This window comes from Nocardia sp. NPDC056952, from assembly GCF_042674185.1.
Lineage (GTDB): Bacteria > Actinomycetota > Actinomycetes > Mycobacteriales > Mycobacteriaceae > Nocardia.
Map to the genome: position 1 here is coordinate 141,151 of NZ_JBHURA010000012.1, position 22,938 is coordinate 164,088.

20 protein-coding genes are annotated in these 22,938 nt (G+C 68.8%); 5 read left to right on the plus strand and 15 right to left on the minus strand.

All coding sequences use genetic code 11. From position 1 onward, the window contains the following. The first annotated feature begins 249 nt into the window (after positions 1-249). Positions 250-477 carry a hypothetical protein gene (locus ACFTS5_RS30210; protein ID WP_378637640.1) on the plus strand — a complete coding sequence of 76 codons (228 nt, stop codon included), beginning with the start codon at positions 250-252 and terminating at the stop codon, positions 475-477. 9 nt (positions 478-486) lie between these two features. On the opposite strand, the gene ACFTS5_RS30215 is transcribed toward ACFTS5_RS30210, so the two are convergent. The 4 genes from ACFTS5_RS30215 to ACFTS5_RS30230 all read right to left on the minus strand — a co-directional run bounded on the left by ACFTS5_RS30215 (position 487) and on the right by ACFTS5_RS30230 (position 7,859). Beyond that, positions 487-4,854, minus strand: coding sequence for a type I polyketide synthase (locus ACFTS5_RS30215; protein ID WP_378637642.1), 4,368 nt, complete (start codon positions 4,852-4,854; stop codon positions 487-489). Beyond that, entirely contained in the window at positions 4,851-5,117 is a 267-nt protein-coding gene (locus tag ACFTS5_RS30220) for an acyl carrier protein (RefSeq protein ID WP_101469269.1), read from the minus strand. Before ACFTS5_RS30220 ends, ACFTS5_RS30215 begins: the two co-directional genes overlap by 4 nt. An 11-nt stretch (positions 5,118-5,128) precedes the next feature. Beyond that, positions 5,129-6,796, minus strand: coding sequence for a fatty acyl-AMP ligase (locus ACFTS5_RS30225; protein WP_378637645.1), 1,668 nt, complete (start codon positions 6,794-6,796; stop codon positions 5,129-5,131). Positions 6,797-6,965: 169 nt separating this feature from the next. Then, positions 6,966-7,859: an NADP-dependent oxidoreductase gene (locus ACFTS5_RS30230; protein WP_378637647.1), complete on the minus strand. Its 894-nt coding sequence runs from the start codon at positions 7,857-7,859 to the stop codon at positions 6,966-6,968. A gap of 86 nt (positions 7,860-7,945) precedes the next feature. On the opposite strand from ACFTS5_RS30230, the gene ACFTS5_RS30235 reads away from it, so the two are divergent. Further along, positions 7,946-8,533 carry a TetR/AcrR family transcriptional regulator gene (locus tag ACFTS5_RS30235; RefSeq protein WP_378637649.1) on the plus strand — a complete coding sequence of 196 codons (588 nt, stop codon included), beginning with the start codon at positions 7,946-7,948 and terminating at the stop codon, positions 8,531-8,533. A gap of 62 nt (positions 8,534-8,595) precedes the next feature. On the opposite strand, the gene ACFTS5_RS30240 is transcribed toward ACFTS5_RS30235, so the two are convergent. From ACFTS5_RS30240 to ACFTS5_RS30260, 5 genes are all read right to left on the minus strand, one after another. Next, the gene (locus ACFTS5_RS30240) at positions 8,596-9,978 is read right to left on the minus strand and encodes a styrene monooxygenase/indole monooxygenase family protein (RefSeq protein ID WP_378637651.1); all 1,383 of its coding nucleotides are present in this window, start codon (positions 9,976-9,978) and stop codon (positions 8,596-8,598) included. A 154-nt stretch (positions 9,979-10,132) separates the two neighbouring features. Continuing rightward, on the minus strand, positions 10,133-11,569 hold the full coding sequence (locus ACFTS5_RS30245) for an LLM class flavin-dependent oxidoreductase (RefSeq protein WP_378637654.1): 1,437 nt from the start codon (positions 11,567-11,569) through the stop codon (positions 10,133-10,135). Further along, the gene (locus tag ACFTS5_RS30250) at positions 11,566-12,825 is read right to left on the minus strand and encodes an acyl-CoA dehydrogenase family protein (protein WP_378637657.1); all 1,260 of its coding nucleotides are present in this window, start codon (positions 12,823-12,825) and stop codon (positions 11,566-11,568) included. The genes ACFTS5_RS30245 and ACFTS5_RS30250 overlap by 4 nt, the downstream gene beginning before the upstream one ends. Positions 12,826-12,964: 139 nt before the next feature. After that, entirely contained in the window at positions 12,965-13,627 is a 663-nt protein-coding gene (locus ACFTS5_RS30255; RefSeq protein WP_378637659.1) for a response regulator, read from the minus strand. After that, positions 13,624-14,718, minus strand: coding sequence for a sensor histidine kinase (locus ACFTS5_RS30260; RefSeq protein WP_378637662.1), 1,095 nt, complete (start codon positions 14,716-14,718; stop codon positions 13,624-13,626). The genes ACFTS5_RS30255 and ACFTS5_RS30260 overlap by 4 nt, the downstream gene beginning before the upstream one ends. A 219-nt stretch (positions 14,719-14,937) precedes the next feature. Here ACFTS5_RS30260 and ACFTS5_RS30265 point away from each other — a divergent pair, with 219 nt between their 5' ends. Continuing rightward, positions 14,938-15,321, plus strand: a complete 384-nt coding sequence (locus ACFTS5_RS30265; RefSeq protein ID WP_378637665.1) for a DUF6223 family protein — start codon at positions 14,938-14,940, stop codon at positions 15,319-15,321. A gap of 18 nt (positions 15,322-15,339) precedes the next feature. Here the strand turns inward: ACFTS5_RS30265 and ACFTS5_RS30270 are convergent, their stop codons facing one another. From ACFTS5_RS30270 to ACFTS5_RS30280, 3 genes are read right to left on the minus strand one after another with little or no spacing between them, the layout of a single operon-like run. Beyond that, positions 15,340-15,966, minus strand: coding sequence for an MBL fold metallo-hydrolase (locus ACFTS5_RS30270; protein ID WP_378637759.1), 627 nt, complete (start codon positions 15,964-15,966; stop codon positions 15,340-15,342). Then, on the minus strand, positions 15,960-17,045 hold the full coding sequence (locus ACFTS5_RS30275) for an S-(hydroxymethyl)mycothiol dehydrogenase (protein WP_378637667.1): 1,086 nt from the start codon (positions 17,043-17,045) through the stop codon (positions 15,960-15,962). The genes ACFTS5_RS30270 and ACFTS5_RS30275 overlap by 7 nt, the downstream gene beginning before the upstream one ends. Before the next feature lie 59 nt (positions 17,046-17,104). Then, positions 17,105-17,323, minus strand: a complete 219-nt coding sequence (locus ACFTS5_RS30280; protein ID WP_358067951.1) for a three-helix bundle dimerization domain-containing protein — start codon at positions 17,321-17,323, stop codon at positions 17,105-17,107. A 199-nt stretch (positions 17,324-17,522) separates the two neighbouring features. On the opposite strand from ACFTS5_RS30280, the gene ACFTS5_RS30285 reads away from it, so the two are divergent. Beyond that, positions 17,523-18,287, plus strand: a complete 765-nt coding sequence (locus ACFTS5_RS30285) for an ankyrin repeat domain-containing protein (RefSeq protein WP_378637670.1) — start codon at positions 17,523-17,525, stop codon at positions 18,285-18,287. An 18-nt stretch (positions 18,288-18,305) separates the two neighbouring features. On the opposite strand, the gene cynR is transcribed toward ACFTS5_RS30285, so the two are convergent. Together cynR and ACFTS5_RS30295 are read right to left on the minus strand one after the other, a co-directional pair. Next, the gene (gene cynR / locus ACFTS5_RS30290; protein ID WP_378637672.1) at positions 18,306-19,187 is read right to left on the minus strand and encodes a transcriptional regulator CynR; all 882 of its coding nucleotides are present in this window, start codon (positions 19,185-19,187) and stop codon (positions 18,306-18,308) included. Then, complete coding sequence (locus tag ACFTS5_RS30295; protein WP_378637675.1) at positions 19,184-19,837, minus strand: TetR/AcrR family transcriptional regulator; 654 nt, start codon at positions 19,835-19,837, stop codon at positions 19,184-19,186. Before ACFTS5_RS30295 ends, cynR begins: the two co-directional genes overlap by 4 nt. A 155-nt stretch (positions 19,838-19,992) precedes the next feature. Between ACFTS5_RS30295 and ACFTS5_RS30300 the strand changes: the two genes are divergently transcribed. Further along, entirely contained in the window at positions 19,993-22,026 is a 2,034-nt protein-coding gene (locus ACFTS5_RS30300; protein WP_378637678.1) for a CocE/NonD family hydrolase, read from the plus strand. A gap of 119 nt (positions 22,027-22,145) precedes the next feature. Here ACFTS5_RS30300 and ACFTS5_RS30305 read toward each other — a convergent pair whose 3' ends face one another. Next, on the minus strand, positions 22,146-22,919 hold the full coding sequence (locus ACFTS5_RS30305) for a DUF72 domain-containing protein (RefSeq protein WP_378637681.1): 774 nt from the start codon (positions 22,917-22,919) through the stop codon (positions 22,146-22,148). Positions 22,920-22,938 lie beyond the last annotated feature (19 nt).

Genomic DNA, 22,938 nt, shown 5'->3' on the forward strand with positions numbered 1-22,938 from the left:
GTCGCACTACCGATATCGGCGATTGCCCAAAGCGACGGGGGTGCGGGTCGTCGAGGCGCCGAAGGTGCGACTACGCGAGATCCAGCGCCGGATCCTGCGTCGGATTCTCGCGGGCGTCCCCGCTCATCCGGCGTGTCACGGATTCGAGAAGAGTTGCAGCGCAGCAGCTTTCGCCACTCCGCATGCCGGCTCCGCGCTCGTGATCAGACACGATCTTCGCGACTTCTTCCCGACGATCACGGTCGCGCGGTGTTCACGGCCTGCGGTTATTCCCCGGCCGCACCCCGCGACCGCTACGACGCCGTCCTTGCCCTGCTGCACAACTGTGCGCGCACCGGTGCTTCCACGCCTAACATCGACGAGCACAACGACTTCCGCGCCCACGTGTACGGCCTGATCTCGTGGATCGGCGAGACCAGCCCGCACCGCCGCGACAAACTCCTCGCCATGGCCGATCGAGTCGACTGGACCAGCTGACTGCCGGGGCTAGTGGTCGACGAGGTCGTCGGCGGAAATCCGGGCGAGTTCTTCGGCGAGGGCGGCGACGGTGTCGCGGATCTGGTCTTCGGTGTGGCAGGAGGTGACGAAGAAGCGGAGCCGGGCCAGGTCTTCCGGCACGGCCGGATAGATGATCGGGTTGACGTTGATCGCGCGATGCAGCAGCGCGGTGGACAGTTTCAGCGTCTTCATCGAGTCGCCGACGATGCACGGGATGATCGGAGTGTCGTGGCTGTCGCCGGTGTTGATGCCCGCCTCGCGGGCAAGGCGAAGAAACAGTTCCGCATTGTGCCGAAGGCGGTCGAGCGGCGAGTGGTCGGCCCGCAACAGCCGCATCGCGGCCAAGGACGCGGCCGCGTTCATCGGTGTCATGCCGACGCTGTAGACGAAGCCCGGGGTGGTGTATTTCAGGAATTGGACCAGCTCCGCGCTGCCCGCCACATAGCCACCGCAGCCCGCGAGCGCCTTCGACATCGTGCCGGACCACAGCTCGACATCACGGCGGTCGACATCGAAATATTCGCCGATGCCACCGCCGTTCTCGCCGAGCACGCCGACGCTGTGCGCCTCGTCGATCATCAGCAGGGCCTGGTGCTTCTTCTTGATCTCGATGATCGCGGGCAGATCGGGGATGTCACCGTCCTGGCTGTACACGCCTTCGATGAGGATCAGGACCCGGCGGTACTGGTGCCGGATCTCGGTCAGCAACGCGTCGAGAGCGGCGTGGTCGTTGTGCGGGAACGGTCTGCGGGTCGCACCGGACAGCCGGCAGCCCTGCAGGATGGAGTCGTGCGCCAGGCTGTCGTGGATCACCAGATCCTCGGGGCCGACCAGATGGCCGATGATCGTCACGTTCGTCGAGTGACCGCCCACCAGCGCGATCGCGTCCTCGGTACCGAGCAGGGCGGCCAGTTCGGCCTCGAGTTCACGATGGATCGGCTTCTCGCCGGAGAGCAGGCGGCTGGCCGAGACCGAACTGCCGTAGCGGGCCACGGCGTCTTGCACGGCGGCGACGACGGCGGGGTGACCCGACATCCCCAGGTAGTTGTAGCTGGAGAAGTTGACCACCTCCGTGCCGCCGATGAACGAGGTGTCTCGGGTGACGCCGTCGTTGATCAGGAAGTAGGGGTTGGCCAGGCCCAGTGCTTCGCCGCCCGCGAGCCGGTCGGTGATGGCCCGCACCTCGGCGAAGTCGGAGATCCGGTATTCGGGGGCGACGCCTGCCTGCCTGGCTTCGGCTGCGGTGGAGGGGGTTTCGGATGTCTCGACCGACGTGTTCGGTGCGGCGGGCGGATCGGAGCGTCGACCGGTGAAGTGGGCGATGACATCGCCGAGCGTCGTTGTTCCCGTGACCAGGGCCGGGTCGACGGTCGTGCCGGGGATCTTGCGGACCAGACCGGTGAACAGGTCGGTGAGCATGAGCGAGTCGAAGCCCAGGCTGTCGCCGAGTGTTCGGCTGTCCTCCAGCCGGTCGGCGGGAAATCCGCTCACCCTGGCCACTTCCGCGCGGACGATCGCGGCGGCGTCCGGGGCGTGATCGTGGCGCACGGAGCCGGAGCCGGAGCCGGAGCCGGAGCCGGTGTCGAGGGGTGTGCCGGGTGCCCGGCCGGGTGTCGCCAGCAGGCCTGCCAGTACCGCGTTCTGTTCACGGAAGAGCGCGATCAGTGAGTCCATCGTCGTTTCCTCGGTAGGTGCGGAGTGGGGTGCGGGTGCCGATGCGCCGGCTTCGCCGACTGTGGGTGGTTCCACCCAGAACCGGTGCGCGCCGGAGAACTCGTACACCGGCAGACGGTGACGGACGCGCTGCGCGGGTTCGTAGAGTTCGTTCCACACGGGGTCGAGACCGTCGCGGTAGAGCGCGGCGACGGTGGCAGCGAGGTCGTCGCCGGTCGCGCCGGGGCCGGGACTCGGGGACAGGCAGCGCGCGCCGAGCCCGGGATCGACCCTACGCACCGCCGCGGCGAGTACGCGCCGGGGGCCGACCTCGACGAGGTGCGTCGGGTCGGTGCCGAGCGCGGCGTGGACGGCGTCGCCGAAACGGACTGTGGCGCGGACGTGTTCGGTCCAGTATTCGGCGTCCATCACCTCCTCGGGATCGAGAAGCCTGCCGTGCACGGTCGAGTAGATCGGCAGGGCGGCGGCGCGGTAGGAGCAGGTACTGGCGATGGTGTCGAACTCGGCGAGCATCGGCGCCATCAGCGGACTGTGGAACGCGTGCGACACGGTGAGTGGCTTCGCGACCACCGACCGGGTGCGCAGCGCCGCGGCGATACGGTGCAGCGCCTCGGCGTCGCCGGAGAGGACGAGATCCTCCGGACCGTTGACAGCGGCGACCACAACGGCGGGTTCGCCGGTGAGCAGGTCGGCGATCCGCTCGGTGGCGGCGCGTACGGCCAGCATCGCGCCACCGGTCGGCAGTCGTTGCATCAGCCGTCCCCGGGCGGTGACCAGCTTGCAGGCGTCGTCGAGATCGAAGACACCCGCCACCGCCGCGGCCGCGAATTCGCCGATGCTGTGCCCGATCAGCCAGGCCGGTCGGATGCCGAGGTCGGCCAGCGTCTTGGCGATGGCGTATTCCATGGCGAAGATCGCCGGTTGCGCGAGGGCGGTGGGATCGAGGTCGGCGTCTTCGTCGAGCAGCAGATCTCGGATCGATCGGCCGAGGTGGGGGGCCATGGCGGTGTCGACGAGTTCGAGTGCTCGCCGGAACCCCTGGCTCGTCTCGTGCAGAGTCCGCCCCATCCCGGGGAATTGCGAGCCCTGGCCGGTGAACATCCAGCCGGCGCGCACCGGCTGCGCGAGACCGTGGCGCCGGCTCACGTCTTCGCCTGTGCCGTCATCGGGGCGCAACTGCGCGATTGCCTCGTCGCGGTGGCGGGCGACGACGGCGAGCCGGTGCCGACCCGACGACTTGACCTGATTGCTCGTCCAGCAGAACTGGGCGAAGTGGTCGTCGGTCACCGATGCCAACGCCTCCGACATTCGGATCGCGTTGCGTCGCAGTCCATCCTCGCTGTCCGACGACAGGGTGATCACCTTCGCTCCGGATGCCGTGGGCGTCTCGGAGGGTGCGGATGCCACGGGCGATGCGGTGGTGGCGCTCGCCAGCACCATGTGCACATTCGTCCCGCCGAGCCCGAAGCTGCTCACCCCACCGTGCGCGCGTCCGTCGAGCGGCATCAGATCGTCGAGCAGGCGCAGGCCGTGCCGCGCCATCTGCAGGCGAGGGTTCTCCTGGTCGGCGAACCTCGATGGCGGGACCACACCGTGGTGCAGGCTGAGGACGGCTTTGATGAGTCCGGCCACGCCCGCGGCGCCCTCGGTGTGGCCGAGGTTGCCCTTGATCGACCCGATCCCGCAGGGCCGCGCCCGATCGCTCCCGTGCAGCTTGCCGAGCGCCTTGACCTCGATCATGTCGCCGAGAACCGTTCCGGTGCCGTGTGCCTCGATGAAGTCGATGTCGTCGGGCCGTACGCCCGCTCGCCGGTAGGCCTCGCCGATCACCTTCTGTTGCGCCCATCGGTTCGGCGCGGTGATGCCGTTGCTGCGCCCGTCGGAGTTGACCGCGCTGCCTTTGATCACCGCGTAGATCGGCAGCCCCGCGGCCTCGGCGTCCGCCAGGCGGCGCAGGACGAGCACCGCCACGCCTTCACCGCGCACGATCCCGTCGGCGTTGCCGCTGAACGGTTTACACCGCGCGTCCGGCGCCGACAGACCCGCCTGGGTGTAGAACACGCCGACGGCCGGGGTCAGCACGAGATTGACGCCCCCCGCGACGGCCTGGTCGCAATCGCCCGCCGCCAGGGCGTTGCACGCGAGATGGACCGCGACCAGCGACGACGAGCACGCCGTGTCGACCGCGATGCTCGGCCCTTCGAGGTCGAACTGGTAGGACAGCCGATTCGCGGTCATGAAGTAGCCGTTGCCGGATCCGTGCTGCGGCGTGATCGCGGCGTAGTCGCTCATCTGCAGGTTGGCCCACTCGTTGGCCATCACGCCGACATAGACCCCGGTCCGTGAGCCCGCCTGTGCCCGGGGGTCGAGGGTGGCGTCCTCGAAGGCTCGCCAGGTGGCCTGCAACAGCAGTCGTTGTTGCGGGTCCATCGACTCGGCCTCGTGTGCGGTGATGCCGAAGAATTCGGCGTCGAACGCGTCGGCGTCGTCGATGAATCCGCCGCTGCGGGTGTTGATGGTGCCGGGCGCGCCCGCCGGGTCGTGGAAGTCGTCGGCGTTCCAGCGGCTCGACGGGACTTCGGAGATCGCGTCGCGGCCCTCGATCAGCAACTGCCACAACCGCGCCGGGTCGGCGGCGTGCGGGAAGCGGCAGTCGAGGCCGACGACAGCGATATCGGTCATGCCGCGACGGCGATTTCGGCGGTGAGGTAGGTGGCGATGGCCGCGATGGTGGGGTATTCGAAGACCAGGGTCGGGTCGATGTCGAGCATCCACCGGTCTTCGATCTCGCCGCACAGGGCCACTGCCGACACCGAGTCCATGCCGAGTTCGGCGAGCGGGATCGTCGGGTCCACCTGGTGCGGTGCGCGTTCGGTGTAGTCGGCGACGCGCTCGATGAGCCAGTCCTGGGTCGTCGTGGCGTGAGTGGTGATGGTGGCGAACATGTTTCGGCTCCTCAGTGGGTGGCGGTCGAGGATCGGCTCAGGGCCGGTTCGAGGTCTTCGTGCAGGACGGTCGAGATGCTGTTGTCGACGAAGGCCTCGCGCATCGAGGCCCGTTGGACTTTGCCGCTGGTGGTGCGGTGCACGGAGCGGCTCTCGATCAGGACGACGCTCGGTGCGGGGACATCGAAACCGCGGGCGACCGCGATCTTGATCGTCGAGGTCAGCTCGGCGAGGGTGGTACCGCGCAGCAGCGCTGTCTTGATGCCCTGCACGACGACGAGCCGTTCCCGGGCGCCTGCTTCGACGGAGACGGCCACGCCGGTGGTGAGCGCGGGATGCAACGCCTCCACCAGTTCCTCGACATCCTGCGGGTAGAGGTTTCGGCCGTTGATGATCAGCAGGTCCTTGAGCCGCCCGGTGACGAACAGTTCGCCGTCGCGCAACATTCCGAGGTCGCCGGTGCGCAGGAAGGGCCCTTCGTCGCCGAGATGCGCGTCGAAGGTGTGCCGGGTCTCCTCGGGCCGATTCCAATAGCCGGCTGCCACGCTGTCGCCGCGAACCCAGATCTCGCCGACGGTGTCGTCGGTGACCTGCTGCCCGGTGTGCGGGTCGACGACGCGGACGGTGAGACCGCGCGCCGGTTGTCCGCAACCGACCAGCATGCTGTCGGGCCCTTCGGTGACGACGGGCTGTGCATCGACCGGCCCGGAGGTGACGAGCAGCGTCGCCTCGGCCAGGCCGTAGGCGGGCAGCAGTGCGGTCGGTCGCCACCCCGCGGGTGCGAACCGTTCGCGCATCGCGGTGATGGTGCGTTCGCGGACCGGCTCGGCGCCGCACAACGCCACCTCGAGGGAGGACAGGTCGAGGGTGGCCAATTGTTCGCCGGTGACGCGCTTGGCGATCAGTTCATAGGCGAAGTTCGGGGCGGCGGTGCAGGTGGCGCGGTACTTGTCGATCGCCTGCAGCCAGCGCACGGGACGCTTGAGGAAGGTGGTGGGCGACATGAACACCAGATTCGCGCCGACGTAGATCGAGGCGAGCAGCGAGCCGATCAGGCCCATGTCGTGAAATTGCGGGATCCAGGTGACGCCGGTCGAGGTGTCGTCGCTCCCGATCGCGGCGGAGATCGCGGCTTCGTTGTGCAGGAGGTTGCCGTGGGTGACGACGACACCCTTGGGTGTGCCGGTCGAGCCGGACGTGTACTGCAGGAACGCGATGGTCCCGGTGTCGATGTCGGGCAGGCGCCACGCGTCGGGGTCGCCGAGCTGTTCGTCGGTGGCCACCACGGCCGCGGTGGTGGCCGCGGCGACCATCGGCTGGAAGTTGGCGGTGGTGAGAACCAGGCGGGCGCCGGAGTCGGCGATGATGCCCGCTACGCGCCGGGTGCTGCGCTCGTCGTGCGGCAGGGGCGCGGGCACTGCGATGACGCCGGCGTAGAGGCAGCCGAGGAAGGCGCGCAGGAAAGCCATACCGTCGTGGTAGAGCAGAACGACGGGTTCCGTCGATTCCGGGCGATCGGCCAGCCACGCGGCGAGCGCCCTGGCATCGCGATCGAGATCGCGGTAGGTGACGACCTCCTCGACGAGCTCGCGCCCCGCCTCACGCAGGTAGATGTAGGAGCGGGTCTCGCCATAGACGCGAACCTGCTGCCTGACGTGGTGCACGTAGCTGGGCTGCATGTGGCCTTTCCTTCACAGGGGAGAAAGTCATAGGGGGTGACTATGACTATCCGCTCTCTGTGGCGGTCCGGATAGTGCCCGCAGGTATCACCCAGCGAACCCGGGGGTGGCCGCTGTCCACCCCTGGGTGTGGGCCACCGCGGCCTCGGTGCGATCGCGCGTGAACAACTCAGATGACGATGACCCGGCGTCCGCGTGAGTGACCGGCCTGGCTGTCGATGTGCGCCGCGGCGGCGTCGGCCAGCGAGTACGACTTCTCGACCGGGATACGCAGTGTGCCCTGTGAGATGAGGGCGGCGGCCTCGGCGAGCGCGTCCGGCACGCTCCCGGCCACGCCGGAGAATCGGACCCCGAGCGCCGGCGCACCGAGATCGGCGATGGTGAGCACCCGCTGTGGATCCCCGGTCAGCTCGACCAGCTCGCCGATCACCCCCGAGCCCGCCAGATCGAGGGCCGCGTCGACCGGCCCGAACCGGCGCACCCGCTCGACCCACCCCTCGCCGTACGTCGTGGGGAGGGCGCCGAGGCTTCGGAGATAGTCCTGGTTCGCGGCCCCCGCGGTGCCGATCACCGTGATGCCACGCTCGCGCGCGATCTGCAGCACCGCCGATCCGACACCCCCGGACGCGCCGCTGACCAGCAGCGTCTGCCCGGCCCGCACACCGACCTCGCCGATGACGCGCAGCGCGGTCTCCACCACGGACGGATACCCGGCGGCTTCCTCGAACGTCAGGCTTTCCGGCATGCGGGCCCAGGCCGTCAGCACGGCGAACTCGGCGTAGGTGCTCGAGCCTTCGCCGAACACCGGGTCGCCGACCTCGACTCCGTCGACGCCCGCGCCGACCTCGTCCACCACCCCGGCCGCGTCCAGCCCGACACCGGCGGGCAAGGCGATCGGATGAGCCCCGAGCACCTGGCCTTCGCGCAGCCGCCAGTCCACCGGGTTGACGCCCGCCGCGCGCACCGCGATGCGAATCCGGCCGGGGCCCGCATGGGGCTCCTCGGCATCGATGAGTTGCAGGACGTCCGGACCGCCGAACTCGGCGAAGCTCACTTTTTTCATGCCTCGAACGTAACACTAACGGTTAGTATTTTGAAACGGATATGAGTTCATAACTGATACAGATTCCTAACTGGTAGCCTCCTGGCATGACCGTGCCTACCGGACGTCGTGAACGCAAAAAGGCCGCGACCCGCCAGAAGATCGCCGATACCGCCCTGCGGCTCTTCCTGGAACGCGGGTACGACGAGGTGGGCATCCGCGACGTCGCCGCTGAGGCCGACGTGGCCGTCACGACACTGTTCGCCCACTTCGCCGCCAAAGAGGCCCTGGTGTTCGAGCGGGATGAAGACTTCGAACAGGGACTCGTACGGGCGGTCACCGACCGTGCGGCTCACGAACCGCTCATCCCCGCGCTGCGGCGCGAAATCCATTCGATGGTGCGACATTGCTCGGCGGACAGCGCCGCCCCGATCTGGCGCATGATCGACGAATCCCCCGCGTTGCGCAGGTACGGGGAGTCGATGCGGGTGCGCCATGCGCAGGCGCTGGCAGCGGCCATCGCTGCCGATCCCGCGCTGGCGCGGACCGCGACGGAGAGCGCGGCGATCGCGAGGTTCGTGATCGACGCCTATGCGCTGGGCCGGGAGGCCGCCGATCCGGAAACCGCGGTAGACGAGATCTTCCGGATGATCGAGGCGGCCTGGGAGATCACCGGCCCCGGGGCTTCGGTGTAGCCGGCGCGGGAAAGAGCGGGCGGCCGCGGGCGGAGATGCCCGCGGCCGCCCGGATCGCACGCTTACCCGACGGCGGCCGGGGCGAACGTCGAGCGTTCGAAGCGGCCCGCGGGGGCGAACTTCGCCAGCAGTTCGGCCGCGTCCGTGCCGGTGACCTCGGTGATGTAGGCGGCGGCGTCGGCGGGGGAATCGATCGGCAGGAACGACTGCGGACGGTGCAGCAGGCCGACCAACGCCGAAGCGAACTTCGGGTTCACGGCGGCGGTGGCGAAGAACTGGCCGCCGATGTCGCCGAATTCGGGGTCGCTGAGGAACAGGCGGGTCACCTTGGCGGCGGCGTCGCTGCGGGCGGCGAGGAACGCGGCGTACTGGTCGGTGATCCACTGTTCGTCGAACGGTCCGTCGTGTACGGCGGCGGCCGCGACCAGGCGCTGCGCCTGGATCAGCCCGCTCTGCGCGCCTTGGCCCGCGACCGGGTCGTAGGCGACCGCGGTGTCACCGAGAGCGGCGACCGGATGGCCGCCCGCGGTGCGTCCCACCCCGACCCGCACGACCGGCCGGACCGCGCCCTTGAGCCAGGAGTGCGGGTCCTCGGGAATCACCTGGGTGGCCTGCACTTCCGGCAGATCCCAGTCGATGTAGTCGCGGTAGAGGTCCTTCACGATCTGCAACGCCGATTCGGCGGAATCGGCTGCGGCGAAACGGGTTTCCCAGTCGCTGCCCGGTCGGGCCCAACCCAGGAACGCCCAGCTCGGGCCCGCGTCCTTGTGCAGGTACGGACCCCACCACGCCTCGCCCTGCTCGGCGAGAATGGAGAACAGGCTGTGCGCGCCGCCCGCGGGGCTACGGTGCGCGAAGACCCCGGGGTCGAAGTCGAGACCGGTGACGGTGACCGTGAGCAGCGAGCGCTGCGGCTTGTCGTAGACAGTGCGTTCCTCGTCGATCGGGAACAGGTCGGCCAGCCCGCCGCGGCCGGTCGCGACCAGGGTGAGGTCGTTGGCGGCGGCGATGGCGTCGAGGGATTCGGGGGTGACCGGTCCGACGACGAAATCCCCGCCGCGTTCGAGGAAGGCCGTGAGGCGCTCATCGGCCTTGAGCCGGGTGTCGACGGCGACGCCGACATAACCGTCGAAGGTGCCGTCGAAGGCGATCAGCTCGGCATTCTCGGGTCCGGCGATGCGCACGCTGAGCCCGGTGTGGCGGGGCGCGCGCCCGGTGTAACTGTCGAGCCCGAGCGCCGCCTCGGCCTGCTGGGTCTCGCCGAATTCGAGGGCGGTGCCGGTGGCGGGGACGTCGTCACGGAGTGAGCGTTGATCTCGGTCGCTGTAGAGGGTCACGGTGAAACCGGCGTCGAGTAGACCTAGCGCCGCAGTGACGCCGGTTTGGCCGGCGCCGATTACCGCGGCCGAACGAGGGGAACGGGAAACGGGTGTCTGCGATGTCATACCGGAATGGTGCGCTCACCTTCGCCCGATGATGAGTGTTGCGATCAGCGGGAATCGATCCGAATACTGTGCACCCCAACGGATATGGACATGAGCGCACGCCGATCGCGCCAGGGCGAGTGCGTCCTGACGCTGATCGACGACTGACGCCACGCTATGGGCGGGCGAGTGCCTCCACCGGTCCGGGACGCGACTGCTCGGGTGACAATACGGTGGATCGCGGACCGCCGACGCGATACCCGGCGCCGCGATGCTCCGGCGGGAGCCGATCACCGGCACCGAACAGCGCGTTGCGCAACGTGCCCGGCTCGTAGTCGGTCCGGTAGACGCCGCGCTCGGTCAAGACGGGAACAACGTGGCGCACTATGTCTTCGAACGTCCCCGGCGTGATCGCGTAGGCGAGATTGAATCCGTCCAGGTCGGTGTCGGCGACCCACTCCTGCAGCAGATCGGCGACTGTTTCGCCGGATCCGGTGAACACCGGGCCCATGCCGCCGATGCCGGCCCAACGGCCGATGTCGCGCACCGTCCATTCACGGCCGTCGTCGTCGAATTCCTGGAACGCCGCGACCGCCGACTGGATGGCGTTGCTCTGCACATCGCCGATCGGGTCGTCGAGGTCGTACTGCGACAAATCGATTCCCATCCAGCCGGACATGAACACCAGTCCGCCTTCGATGCTCGCGTAGGACAGGTATTCGTCGCGTTTGGCCCGTGCGGCGGTGTCGGTCTCGTCGGTGATGATGGTGGCCAGCGCGTAGATCCTGGCCGCGTACCGGTCACGGCCCGCGGCCTCGAGCGCGTCACGAACACGCGACACTGTCTGCGCCAAAATTCGTTTCGAGGGGCCGGCGATGAAGATCGCCTCGGCGTTCTCGGCCGCGAACCGCACACCGCGTGGGGAAGCGCCCGCCTGATAGATCACCGGCGTCCGCTGCGGCGACGGTTCGCAGACGTGGATCCCCGGCACGGTGTAGTGCTTGCCGTAGTGGCCGATGTGGTGCACCTTCGACGGATCGGTGTAGATGCCGTGTTCGGTATCGCGCACCACCGCGTCGTCCTCCCACGAACCCTCCCAGAGCTTGTAGAGCACCTCGATGTATTCGTCGGCCTGGTTGTACCGTTCGTCGTGGTCGAGTTGATCGGCCGCACCGAAATTCCTTGCCGCGGAGGGCAGATAGCCGGTCACCACGTTCCAGCCGAGCCGCCCGTTCGTGAGGTGGTCGAGGGTGGACAGGCGGCGCGCGAACGGAAACGGATGTTCGAAACCGGTGCCGGTCGTGATCCCGAAACCGAGGTGCTCGGTCACCGCCGCCATCGCCGACACCAGCAGCAGCGGATCGGCGACCGGCGTCTGCGCGCCCTGGCGCAGCGCGGCGATGTCGTTGCCGCCGTACACGTCGTAGGTGCCGAGGACGTCGGCGATGAAGATCCCGTCGAACCGCCCGCGTTCGAGGAGTTTCGCCAGCTCGGTCCAGTAGCCGATATCGGTGTAGCGATGCGACCGGTCGTCGGGATGACGCCACAGCCCCGGTGATTGGTGGGCGACACAGTTCATGTCGAAGGCGTTGAACCGGATCGGCCTGCTCATCGCGTCGCCGCCTCGGGGTGCACGGTGCTCGCATTCGTGGAAGCTGGTGTGCCGGTGTTCCGCTCGCCCGCGCTCCACCCGAAGGGCAGGTCGGTGCCGTTGAGCAGATAGTCGCCGACGGCGCGAGCTTTGAAGATCGCGGGATTGTGCACCGAGATGGTGCGGGCGTTGCGCCAATGCCGATCCAGGCGCAGCTGTTCGGACACGATCGAGGCTCCGCCGAGTTCGAACAGTCTTGTGGTGGCGTCGAGCACGATGTCGATCACCCCGAGTTGTGCCTGGGCGGCGGCCAATTCGGCTGCCACGAGAGCCTGCTCGTCCTTCGCCCCGGCGTCGAGTACCCCGTCGAGCACATCCGCCACGGCGAGCACTGCCGCACGCGCGGTGAACGCCGCCGCCGACAGCTTGCCGATCACCTGCTGGACGAGGGGGTCTTCGCGCGGCAGATCGGCGGCGGCGTGGGTGTAGGTGCGGGTGCGCGCGCTGACCCATTCCCTGGCATCACGTTCGGCGCGCGCGGCGATCCCCGCGAGCACCGCCAGCTGCACCAGTTGCAGGTAGGCGGTGCCGTAGGTGGGGCCAGCGACACCGTAGCCGGGTCCGAGGACGCGGTCCTCGGCCACCACGACATCGGTGAACTCGGTGGTGCCGCTCGCGGTGAGCCGCTGCCCGAAACCGTCCCAGTCATCGTGTTGCACAACACCGTCGGCGTCCGAGTCGACCAGCACGCCGAGCCGCTCACCGTCGCTGTCGGCCGCGACGAGGATGTGATCGGCGAACAGCGATCCGGTGCTGTAGTACTTCACGCCGTTGAGCAGCAGCCGGTCACCGTCGCGGGTCAGCCGAGTGCGATACCGGTCCACCGCACCGACCCCCGGTTCGGTGATCGCATTGCCGACCAGCGTGCCCGCCGCGACCGCCCGCAACCATCGCTCCCGCGCCGGTCCCGCCTCCGCCAGGAGCTGATCCTCGACGAACGACCAGTGCACCCGCAGTGCCTGCGGCAGATTCGACTCGGCCGCCGCCAGGTCGATGAGCAACCGGAACAGCTGTCGCACACTCACGCCGTACCCGCCGAACTCGACCGGCACCCGCAACGCCCCGAACTTGGCCTCCTTCAACCAGCCCACCTCGTCGAACGGCAGTCGCCGATCGACCTCCCGTTCGACCGCGCCCGCGGCGATCCGGTCGAAGATCGGGGCGAAGATGGCGTCCAGCTCGGAATCGGTGGTCGATGGCGCGGCGGTGGAAGTCATGCTTCCACGATCGCGCAGGGAGGTGCCGGATTCACGGGTTGCGCGCAGCGCGATCACAACGGAGGGGACGTGCTCGTCTTACTTCGCTCGGGCGGCAGTGGCCTACCAGGAGTCCCTCATCGATCTTCGCGACTGAGGTTCACCGGGTTCGAGGAATCACCACGCCGGATTCGTAGGCGAGCACGACCAATTGGGCTCGGTCGCGGGCGTGGAGTTTGGTCATCGCCCGGTTGATGTGGGTTTTCGCGGTATGCGGGCTGATCACCATGTGGACGGCGATCTCGTCGTTGGACAGACCCTGCGCGACGAGAACCACGGCCTCGCGTTCGCGGGTGGTCAGTTCGTCCAGGCCCGCGCCCGGGGTCGGTGTGCGGGGCTGGGTGACGTAGCGATGGATCAGCCTGCGGGTGATCGAGGGTGCGAGCAGAGCGTCGCCACGGGCGGCCACGCGGATGGCGTGCAGGAAGTCCTCCGGTTCGATGTCTTTGACGAGAAAGCCCGCGGCGCCCGCTCGCAAGGCGTCGAAGACGTATTCGTCGAGGCCGTAATTGGTCAGGATGACGACGTGAACGCCCGACAGCGCCGGATCGGCGGCGATGCGGCGAGTGGCTTCGATGCCGTCGACCACCGGCATCTGGATGTCGATGAGCGCGATGTCGGGCAGATGGGTCCGGGCCAGCTCGACGCCGTCGCGGCCGTCCGCGGCTTCGGCGACCACCTCGATGTCGTCCTCGATCTCGAGCAGCGCGCGAAAACCGCTGCGGATGAGAGGCTGGTCGTCGACGAGCAGGACGCGAATCATGTTCTGTCCACCGGTAATTCGGCGTGCACGGCGAAGCCGCCGTTGCTGCGTGGCGCGGCATGGAGGTGGCCGCCGAGGGCGGTGACGCGCTCGCGCATACCGAGTAGTCCGACGCCCGGGACCGGTGCGGTCGAGGGGTTCGCGGTGCCGTCGTCCTCGACCTCGATGACGAGAGTGTCCGTGCGGTAGTCGATGTGGACGGTGGCGGTCGCGGCGGCGGCGTGGCGGGTGATATTGGTGAGTGACTCCTGCACGATCCGGTAGACGGTTCGGTCGACCGCGACCGGCACATTCTGGTGCGCGCCCTCGATCGTGAGAGTGGTGTCCAAGCCGTTGGCGCGCACGCGCTCCACCAGATCGGGGACGTGGGCGAGACCGGGGCGCGGGGAGGTGTCGTCGTCGCGCAGCGCTTCCAGGGTCGCGCGCAATTCGCGGGCCGCCTCGCGACCGGCTTCGCGGATGGCCAGCAGTGCCGCCGGGACCTCTTCGCCCCGCTTGCGGGCCACATGGACGGCGGCTTCGGACTGCACCTTGATCACCGAGATCTGGTGGGTGAGCGAATCGTGCAGCTCGCGCGCGATGTGCAGGCGCTCCTCGTCGGCCCGCCGTCGCGCGGTTTCCTCCCTGGTGCGTTCGGCCTCGTCGGCTCGCCGCTCGGCTTGGCGCAGCGCTTCACCCGCGGCGCCCGCCGCGATGAGCCAGGCGATCTCGAGCGCGTCGCGGGCGCGGGCGAGCGCCTGGGTCGTGTCGTGCAGCGAGACCAGCGCCGCGAGCGGTAGCGCGGCGAGCACCGCCACCGACGTCAGCACGGCGACCATCCGATGGCCCGCGCGGACCGTGAAATACACCGCGAACAGGAAGGCGACCGCCGGCACGTCGAAACCGAGCGCCTGGTAACCCAGCGCGCACACGCCGGTCACGACCAGCACCGCCACCGGTGCCCGGCGTTGCGCGGCGAGTGCCAGCCCGCCCGCGACCAGCAACGCGTAGCCGAGCCAGTCGAGATCGGTGGAGTGCTCGCGGCTCAGCCCGGTGACCAGCAGCACCGCGGCCACGCCGACGGCGATCACCCCGTCGACGGTTCTGCCCATGCGCCAACCCTAGCCCGCTCGGGTCCCGGGCGAATCCCGCGCACGGATGATCCACCGACTACTACGGCTGCGGTATCCGCGCAGCTCCTGACGCCTCGGCGGTAGTCGATACCGCGGCCGCGTCACCTCGAATTGTCTACCGCCGCGCGATGACCGAACATCCGTACGTCGCCGACGATAGGTCCGTCCCCTACAGAACGCACGACGAGGAGTACCCCGATGTCCATCCGCCCACTCACCACAGCCGCTGTCACCACAGCGTTCACCCTCATCTGCGCCGCACCCGCCACCGCGGCAACCACCACACTCGCCGACTCCTACGGCATGACGACAGACCGCCTCGTCGCGACATCGGCCGCGTTCCTCGGTCTGGCCGCCGTGCTCGTGGGTGGTTGGGCAGTCTCGCGCGCCGGAAATCCCGCCCGATCGTTTCTCGCGATCGGGGCAGGCGCGGTCGCGGCGATCGTGGGAGTGATCGGATTCGCGACCGCGGACGGCGGCCCCGGCACCGGAAACGGCATCGTCGGCGCGGCGATCGCGATCTTCCTCGGCCTGGTGGCCGTCGCCCTCGGTACCCGCGCCTACCGGCGTGCCCACCGCTGATCGGCGGTGGGCACACGGTCAGTGTCCGCGGGCGATCCAGTCCGCGAGCGCGGGCCGCTCCGTGCCGATGGTGGTGGTGTCGCCGTGGCCGGTGTGGACCGTGGTCTCCTCGGGGAGCGTGAGCAATCGGTCTCGGATCGAGTCGATGATCGTGTCGAAGTCGGAGAACGAGCGGCCGGTGGCGCCCGGGCCCCCCGCGAACAGGGTGTCACCGGTGAACAGGGCAGCGAGGTCGGGCACGTGCAGCGAGACCGAGCCGGGGGAGTGGCCGGGGGTGTGCAGGATGTCGATATCGGTGCCCGCCACCGTGATTCGGGTGGTGTCCGCCAGCGAGTGGTAGTCGGCGGCCGGGTGGGTCATGCGCCAGAGTGGCTCGTCGCCGGGATGCAGCAGGACGGGGGCATCGAGGCGCTTCGCGAGTTCCGGCGCGACGGTCACGTGGTCGTTGTGGCCGTGTGTGCACAGGATCGCGGTGACGTGCCGGTCGCCGACCGCGGCGGCGATGGCATCGGCGTCGTGGGCGGCGTCGATGACGAGCACCTCGGTGTCGTCACCGATGAGCCACACATTGTTGTCGACATCCCAGGTGCCACCGTCGAGCGCGAAAGTTCCCGAGGTGACGACTCTTTCGACGCGGGTCACCAGACCACCACCGAACGCAGCACCCGGCCCTGCGCCATCGCGGCGAACGCCTGCTCTACCCCGTCGATGCCGATCCGCTCGGTGACGAACCGGTCCAGCGGCAGCCTGCCCTGCCGGTAGAGATCGATGAGCATCGGGAAGTCGCGCTCGGGCAGGCAGTCGCCGTACCAGGAGGATTTCAGCGCACCGCCGTGCGAGAAGAAGTCGATCAGCGGCATCTCCAACGTCATGTCGGGCGTCGGGACGCCGACGAGAACGACCGTGCCCGCCAGGTCGCGCCCGTAGAACGCCTGCTGCCAGGTCTCCGGGCGGCCGACCGCGTCGATCACCACGTCGGCACCGAAACCGTCGGTGAGTTCCTTGATCCGCTCGACCACGTCCTCGCTGGTCGCGTCGATGGTGTGGGTGGCGCCGAAGTCCTTGGCCCAGTCCAGTTTTCGCTGATCGCGGTCGATCGCGATGATCGTGCCCGCACCGGCGAGGCGCGCACCGGCGATGGCGGCGTCACCGACGCCGCCGCAGCCGATCACCGCGACGCTGTCACCGCGCGAGACGTTGCCGGTGTTCACGGCGGCGCCGATCCCGGCCATCACGCCACACCCGAGCAGGCCGGCGACGGCGGGGTCGGTCTCGGAATCGACCTTGGTGCACTGCTTTTCGTGCACGAGGGTCTTGTCGGCGAAGGCGCCGACGCCTAGGGCCGGGGTGAGCGGGGTGCCGTCGGTGAGCGTCATCGGGACGCTGGCGTTGTGGGTGTCGAAGCAGTACCAGGGGCGTCCGCGCCGACACGCTCGGCATTCGCCACACACCGCGCGCCAGTTGAGGACGACGAAATCGCCCTCGGCCACATGGGTCACGGCCGCGCCGACGGACTCGACCACACCGGCGGCTTCGTGCCCGAGCAGGAACGGGAACTCGTCGTTGATGCCGCCGTCGCGATAGTGCAGGTCGGTGTGGCACACCCCGCAGGCCTGGACACGGACGACGACATCGTGCGGTCCCGGGTCGGGAATCACGATGTCGACGGTTTCGACCGGCGCATCCTTCGCGCGGGCGATGACTCCGCGGACGGTGTCTGGCATGCGGACCTCCTCATGGTTGGCGTGGGTCTACGCCAACGCTAGCGGGGCCGCTCGCCCGGTCAATGCGGGATGGGTGGGATCTCACCTGTCGGACTGCCGAGTTCTTCTCGCACGTGGTGCTCGACGAGCAGCGGGACATAGTTGCGGATGTGCACCTTCCCGAACGCGTCGTAGACGTTGTGCACGATGTCGGCGAGCTCAGCGGGTGCGATGGTCGGGTACCGGATGATCAACCGCTCGATGACCTCGTCGAGTTGGCGGTTCTCGTGAGTAGTCATATTCCGGGGGTACCCGGCGATACCGTCGATCAACGGGTCGGCGCCTACTTTTCGTCGAAACCAGAGATCGCCCAGTTCACCGCATCGCGTTCTGACGGCGGCGCATAGACGGTGTCGATGGTGGCGATCGGCGCTGCGTCCTGGACGTGAGGGGACGGGATGGGCACGGTGGAGCGTGACCTGACCAGAGGAGATACCTATGAATCCGGCTCGCCCGGCAGTTCGTGGCCCCCGCGCGGCCGTGCTCGCGCTCGCGGTTCTCGCGGTGGGCGTCGGTGCCTGCTCCGCCGACCCGGGCACGCCGGAAACCGCCGCCGCCTCGGCGACACCCGAGACCTCGGTCACGACTTCCGCTGCCGCACCGCCGACCAGGCAGCTCGACCACGCCCTGGACGGCGACCTCTACGACGCGGCGGTCGCCGACGATGCCGCCCGGGTCCGTGACCTCATCGCCCGCGGCGCCGACATGGAGACGCGTGGTGACAACGGGCGCACACCACTGGTCGCCGCCACCAAGAACACGGCGACGGCGGCCGCATTGGCCCTGATCGAGGCGGGCGCCGACGTGAACGCTGCGGACGACCTCCGGGACTCCGCCTACCTGTACGCCGGAGCCGAGGGCCTCGACGAGATCCTCGCCGCGACCCTGCGCCACGGCGCGGACCTGCGCAGCGTGAACCGTTACGGCGGTACGGCACTCATCCCGGCGAGCGAGCACGCGCATGTGAGCACCGTGCGGATGCTGATCGCCGCGGGAGTCGACGTCAACCATGTGAACACGCCGCAGTGGACGGCATTGCAGGAGGCGGTCGTCTACGGCGACGGCTCGCAGCGCTACCAGGAAACCGTCACCGCGCTGCTCGCCGCGGGCGCCGACCCGCGGATCCGCGACGCCGAAGGCCGCACCGCGCTTCAGAACGCCGAACGTCTCCACCAGGACGCGATCGTGGCACTGCTGCGCTGAGCGGGCGTGCCGAGGCGCTCAGCGCGTCTGTTCGCGGACTGATTCGGCGAACGCTGTCGCGGCGGCGCTGCGGTGCCCCTCGGCCGCGTACAGCAGCGTGACGGCTCTCCGGGGCATGCTGGGCCGCAGCGGAATCCGGGCGAGTGGGGGATGAGTGTCGGTGACCGACTCGGGCAGGATCGTCATCAGGTCCGAGGCGGATACCACCTCCAGCAGCGCCTGAATGGAATTGACTTCCACCGCGATTCGTGGCGAAACGCCGTGGTCGTGGAGATAGTTGTCGATGTGGTGGCGGGTCGCGAACGTCGAATTGAGCAGGGCGAGATCGTGGCCGACCAGATCGTCGGGTGTCATGGCCGCTGGTAGCGCGGGGTGCGCGGCGATGCCGAGTACGGCGGCCATCGTCTCCTCGTACAGCGCTTCGGCCGTGATGCCGGGCAGGCGCGGTGGAGCGAACGCGATGCCGAGGTCGAGGCGGTCGTCGAGCAGTTCGGACTCCATGGCGTCCTGGGACAACTCGCCGAACTCGACGGTAATCCCCGGATGGCGGGCCCGGAACGCCGCGATCAGCGGGCCGACCAGATAGGGCGTGAAGGTGGGAGTGGTGGCGAAGCGGAGCAGGCCGCGACTGAGATCGGTGACGTCGTGCACGGCCCGCTGCGCCGCGGCGACCTCGTCGACAGCTCGGCGGGCATGCGCGAGATAGGCCGCCCCCGCGTCGGTGAGCCGCACACTGCGCCCTGCCCGGTCGAGCAACACCGCCCCGACGGCGCGCTCGAGCTGCTTGATCTGGTGCGACAGCGTCGGTTGCGAGATGTGGAGCTGCTCCGCGGCCCGGGTGAAGTTCCCGTGTTCGGCGACAGCGGCCAGATAGCGCAGGTGCCGCAGTTCCGGCGTCACTGTCGGTCGCCGTCCGGTCCGATCCGCGCCAGCACCGCGTTGACCACCAGGCACGCGCTGTCCACCACATCGGCCATCGGCTGGCGGTAGGCGTCGAGCACCCACTTCTGGGCGATGATCACGATGGCGCCGACCAGGCCGAACAGCACGGTGCGCACGCTGACAGCGGGGTGGGTTTCCAGGTCGACATGCGGGGTGATCAGAGCCAGGCAGATATCGACCAAGGCGTCGAGAACATCGTGGTAGGCCCGGTCGACCGCGGGACTCACGCCGAGGATCTCGAAGAACGCGATCCGAGGGACCCGGGGGTCGTCGAGGATGAGCTGGAAGTAGGCGGTCAAGCCGACACGCACCTGAGCGTCGACGGCCTCGGCCTCGCGCAGGCCGGTATGGATCGCCTCGATCATCCTGGCGGCTGTCTCGCGATACACCTCGAGCAGCAGATCCTCACTGTCGGTGAAGGATTCGTAGAAGTAGCGTTTGCCGACGCCGGCCGCCGCGCAGATCGTGGTGACTGTGGTGTTGCGGTAGCCGTCGATGCCGAAGGCGTCCGTGGCCGCCTCGAGCAACCGGGCGCGGCGTTCCTGCTGACGTTGCCCAGGGGCGGCCCCGCGGTACCGGCGGCCGTCATCGAGTTCGGACGCTGTCACAACGCCAATTCTGTCAGGTGACCGTGGTGGGGCGCGCGCGGGCGCTGAACGAGGATTGCCCAGAACATGTTCTTGCGATCGGACGTGACCCACGCTACGTTACTTCCCGGTACGGGAACGTCGTAGTTCCCGATGGTGGAGGGCTGAACCGAAGCATGATCACACATCGTGGGCGGCTGGCTGCGCTGGTCGCATCCGTCGTCGTAATGGCAGGCGCCGTCGCATCCGCACCGGTCGGACAAGCATCGCCGAATGCCGAGGGTCTCGACGCGCAGTTCGTCGCCACCCATAACGGGCCGCAGCAGTACCCCAACGTCTTCATCGAGTGGGATGTGCCGATCACCATGAGTGACGGCACCGTATTGAAAGCGAATGTCTATCACCCGGCCCGTGCGGACGGTCAGCCCGTCGCCGAGCCGACGCCCACGATCGTCAACATGACGCCCTACACCAAGCTGGTCACCAACGTCGCCGACTCGGCGCTCGCGGTCCCCGGCCTGTCGGACCTGCTGATGCCGGTGCTGCAGAACCTGGACTTCTCGCCGTTCGGTTTCAGCAGCCTCAGCGACATGATGAACGCACTGCCAGGAGGCGCGGCCCGCACCTTCGGCGTCGACCGGAATCTGATCCGCGGTGGGTACACCCAGGTGGTCGTCGACGTGCGCGGCACCGGCTTCTCCCAGGGCACCTGGCAGGTCTTCGGTGAACGCGAGCAGCTCGACGGTGTGGAAATCGTCGACTGGGCCGCGAAACAGGGCTGGTCCGACGGCAAGATCGGGATGAGCGGCATCTCCTACTCGGCGATCAACCAGCTGCAGACCGCGCAGCGGCACCCCGAGGCGCTCAAGGCGATCTTCCCGATCGTGCCCGGTAGCGACCTGATCCGCGATGTCGCTGCCCCCGGTGGCGCGCTCGGGATCGGGTTCATCCCGGCCTGGCTGCTCGCCGTCGACGGCGCGAAGCTGCTGCCCGACCTGATGTCGATGCTGAACGGCAAATTCGACTGGGTCTGGCTGCGCGACCGGGTGACCGATCCGTTCACCTTCTTCAACGTGCTCATCGCCGCGCTGACCACTCCGAACGTGGAGCAGATCCCGCCGGAGATGGCGTCGATCCTCGACGACGAGAGCGCGCTGCGGACGGCCTGGGTGGGCTCGCCCGATCAGGTGCGGGTGCCGACCTTCCTCTACGGCGGCTGGCACGACATCTTCACCTACTCCACCCCGCGCATCTACAACGCGGTGAACGTGCCCGCCGAGCAGAAGAAGCTCGTCATGGACGACGTCTACCACGTGACGGTGAGCTCGGGACTCGGCCAGCCGGGTGCGCCCGCGCCGGCGGATTCGTTGCAGCGCGCGTGGTTCGACAAGTGGCTCAAGGGAATCGACAACGGTATCGACCGCTACGACCCGGTCACGTTGTGGCAGCAGGGTAGTGGGCAGTGGACCGCCGACGTCGCGTTCCCGCGGCCGGGCATGCAGTACCGGCGGATGTATCTCGACGCCGCCTCCTCCGGCACCGCGCCGGGCGCCCGCCACGACGGCAGCCTGCGCACTGCCCCCGGTGCCGCGCAACGCGTTTCGGTGGATCCGAGCCTGACCACCATCTGCTCGCGTGATGCCGCGCAGGGCACGGCCGGCCTGGTCCCGCTGCCCGACATCTGTGCCAAGGACGCCCGGATCAGTGAGGGCGCCGCGCTCACCTTCACCACGGCTCCGGTGGCCGCGCCGACGAGGATCTCCGGGCCGATCGCCGCCCACCTGAACACCGTGCTCGACGCGACCGACGGGTACTGGACGGTGACGGTGAACGATGTCGCCCCCGACGGCACGTCGACGGTCTGGTCTCAGGGGCAGCTGATGGCATCCCTGCGCACGGTCGACGAGGGCAAGGCGACCCGCTCGCCGAACGGCGACTACACCGACCCGTATCCGTACCTCACCCTGGATACCCGTCAGCCGATCGTGCCCGGCGAGCCGACGACGATCGACATCGGCGTCCGTGCCACCGACGGTGTCCTGCTGCCGGGTCACCGCCTGCGCGTCGACGTCTTCGCCGGCAACTTCCCCAGTGGAATCCCGCTGCGGCCGTTGCTGAACGAAAGCGGCCTGCGCACCCAGCACCTCGAGCTCGATCCGTCCCGCCCGAGCTGGATCAACGTCCCCCTGGACACCGATCCCGGCTGGTGAGCGCTGGTTCACCCCGCCTCCGATCTCGCGCCGATCATCGATCGCGCGGCATCGGGGGCGGGGTTCGCCGTCTTGCCGAGACCGGATTCGGCCTGATCCTGTCCCCATCGGCTCGCTGATCAGCCCGCGGTCGCGCGCGCATCGGGTACCCGCGTCGCATCCGCGCCCGCGGCCGCCGCGAGGTGGGCGAAGGTGGCCGCGTCTCGGACCGCCGCACCACCGTGATCGTTGTTGAAATAGACGTAGCTGTCGGCGTCGGGGGACCAGGTGTCGAGCAGCCGATGCGCCCAGCCATTCAATGCCTGCTTGCCGTAGGACGGCAGGGGAGCGGCGCGGCCCGCGTGCAGGCGCAGATAGGCCCAGTCGGTGGTGCGCCACAGGGGCGTGATCGGGTGCGAATCACGGTCCGCCCAGGTCAATGCCGCGCCACGGGATCGCAGGACGTCACCGATCTCGTCTGTCCACCACGAATCGTGGCGCGGTTCCACCGCCACTCGCACCGTGTCGGGGAAGCAGCGCAGACAGTTGTCGAGCAGATCGGGGTCCGCGCGCAGGGTCGGCGGCAGCTGGAGCAGGATCGGTCCGAGCCGATCACCCAGTCCCTCGGTCCGGTCGAGCAGGCGCTGCACGGGTTCGGCGGGGTCGCGCAATCGCTTGATATGGGTCAGGTAGCGACTCGCCTTCACCGCCATCACGAAGCCGGCGGGCGTGCGCTCGCGCCAAGCGGCGAAGTTCTCCCTGCTCGGCAAGCGATAGAACGCGTTGTTCGACTCCACCGTCGCGAACGCCCGCGCATAGTGCTCGAGCCACTGCCGGACGGGCAGCCCCGGCGGATACAGCACGCCCCGCCAGTCGCGGTACTGCCAGCCGGAAGTGCCGACGTACATGGTCATTTCGGCTTCCCTCCGCAGC

Coding starts and splice junctions, on each gene's coding strand:
- ACFTS5_RS30215 (WP_378637642.1), bottom strand. CDS start 4,854: ATGACCGATATCGCTGTCGTCGGCCTCGACTGCCGCTTCCCGCACGCC.
- ACFTS5_RS30220 (WP_101469269.1), bottom strand. CDS start 5,117: ATGTTCGCCACCATCACCACTCACGCCACGACGACCCAGGACTGGCTC.
- ACFTS5_RS30225 (WP_378637645.1), bottom strand. CDS start 6,796: ATGCAGCCCAGCTACGTGCACCACGTCAGGCAGCAGGTTCGCGTCTAT.
- ACFTS5_RS30230 (WP_378637647.1), bottom strand. CDS start 7,859: ATGAAAAAAGTGAGCTTCGCCGAGTTCGGCGGTCCGGACGTCCTGCAA.
- ACFTS5_RS30235 (WP_378637649.1), top strand. CDS start 7,946: ATGACCGTGCCTACCGGACGTCGTGAACGCAAAAAGGCCGCGACCCGC.
- ACFTS5_RS30240 (WP_378637651.1), bottom strand. CDS start 9,978: ATGACATCGCAGACACCCGTTTCCCGTTCCCCTCGTTCGGCCGCGGTA.
- ACFTS5_RS30245 (WP_378637654.1), bottom strand. CDS start 11,569: ATGAGCAGGCCGATCCGGTTCAACGCCTTCGACATGAACTGTGTCGCC.
- ACFTS5_RS30250 (WP_378637657.1), bottom strand. CDS start 12,825: ATGACTTCCACCGCCGCGCCATCGACCACCGATTCCGAGCTGGACGCC.
- ACFTS5_RS30255 (WP_378637659.1), bottom strand. CDS start 13,627: ATGATTCGCGTCCTGCTCGTCGACGACCAGCCTCTCATCCGCAGCGGT.
- ACFTS5_RS30260 (WP_378637662.1), bottom strand. CDS start 14,718: ATGGGCAGAACCGTCGACGGGGTGATCGCCGTCGGCGTGGCCGCGGTG.
- ACFTS5_RS30265 (WP_378637665.1), top strand. CDS start 14,938: ATGTCCATCCGCCCACTCACCACAGCCGCTGTCACCACAGCGTTCACC.
- ACFTS5_RS30275 (WP_378637667.1), bottom strand. CDS start 17,045: ATGCCAGACACCGTCCGCGGAGTCATCGCCCGCGCGAAGGATGCGCCG.
- ACFTS5_RS30280 (WP_358067951.1), bottom strand. CDS start 17,323: ATGACTACTCACGAGAACCGCCAACTCGACGAGGTCATCGAGCGGTTG.
- ACFTS5_RS30285 (WP_378637670.1), top strand. CDS start 17,523: ATGAATCCGGCTCGCCCGGCAGTTCGTGGCCCCCGCGCGGCCGTGCTC.
- ACFTS5_RS30300 (WP_378637678.1), top strand. CDS start 19,993: ATGATCACACATCGTGGGCGGCTGGCTGCGCTGGTCGCATCCGTCGTC.
- ACFTS5_RS30305 (WP_378637681.1), bottom strand. CDS start 22,919: ATGACCATGTACGTCGGCACTTCCGGCTGGCAGTACCGCGACTGGCGG.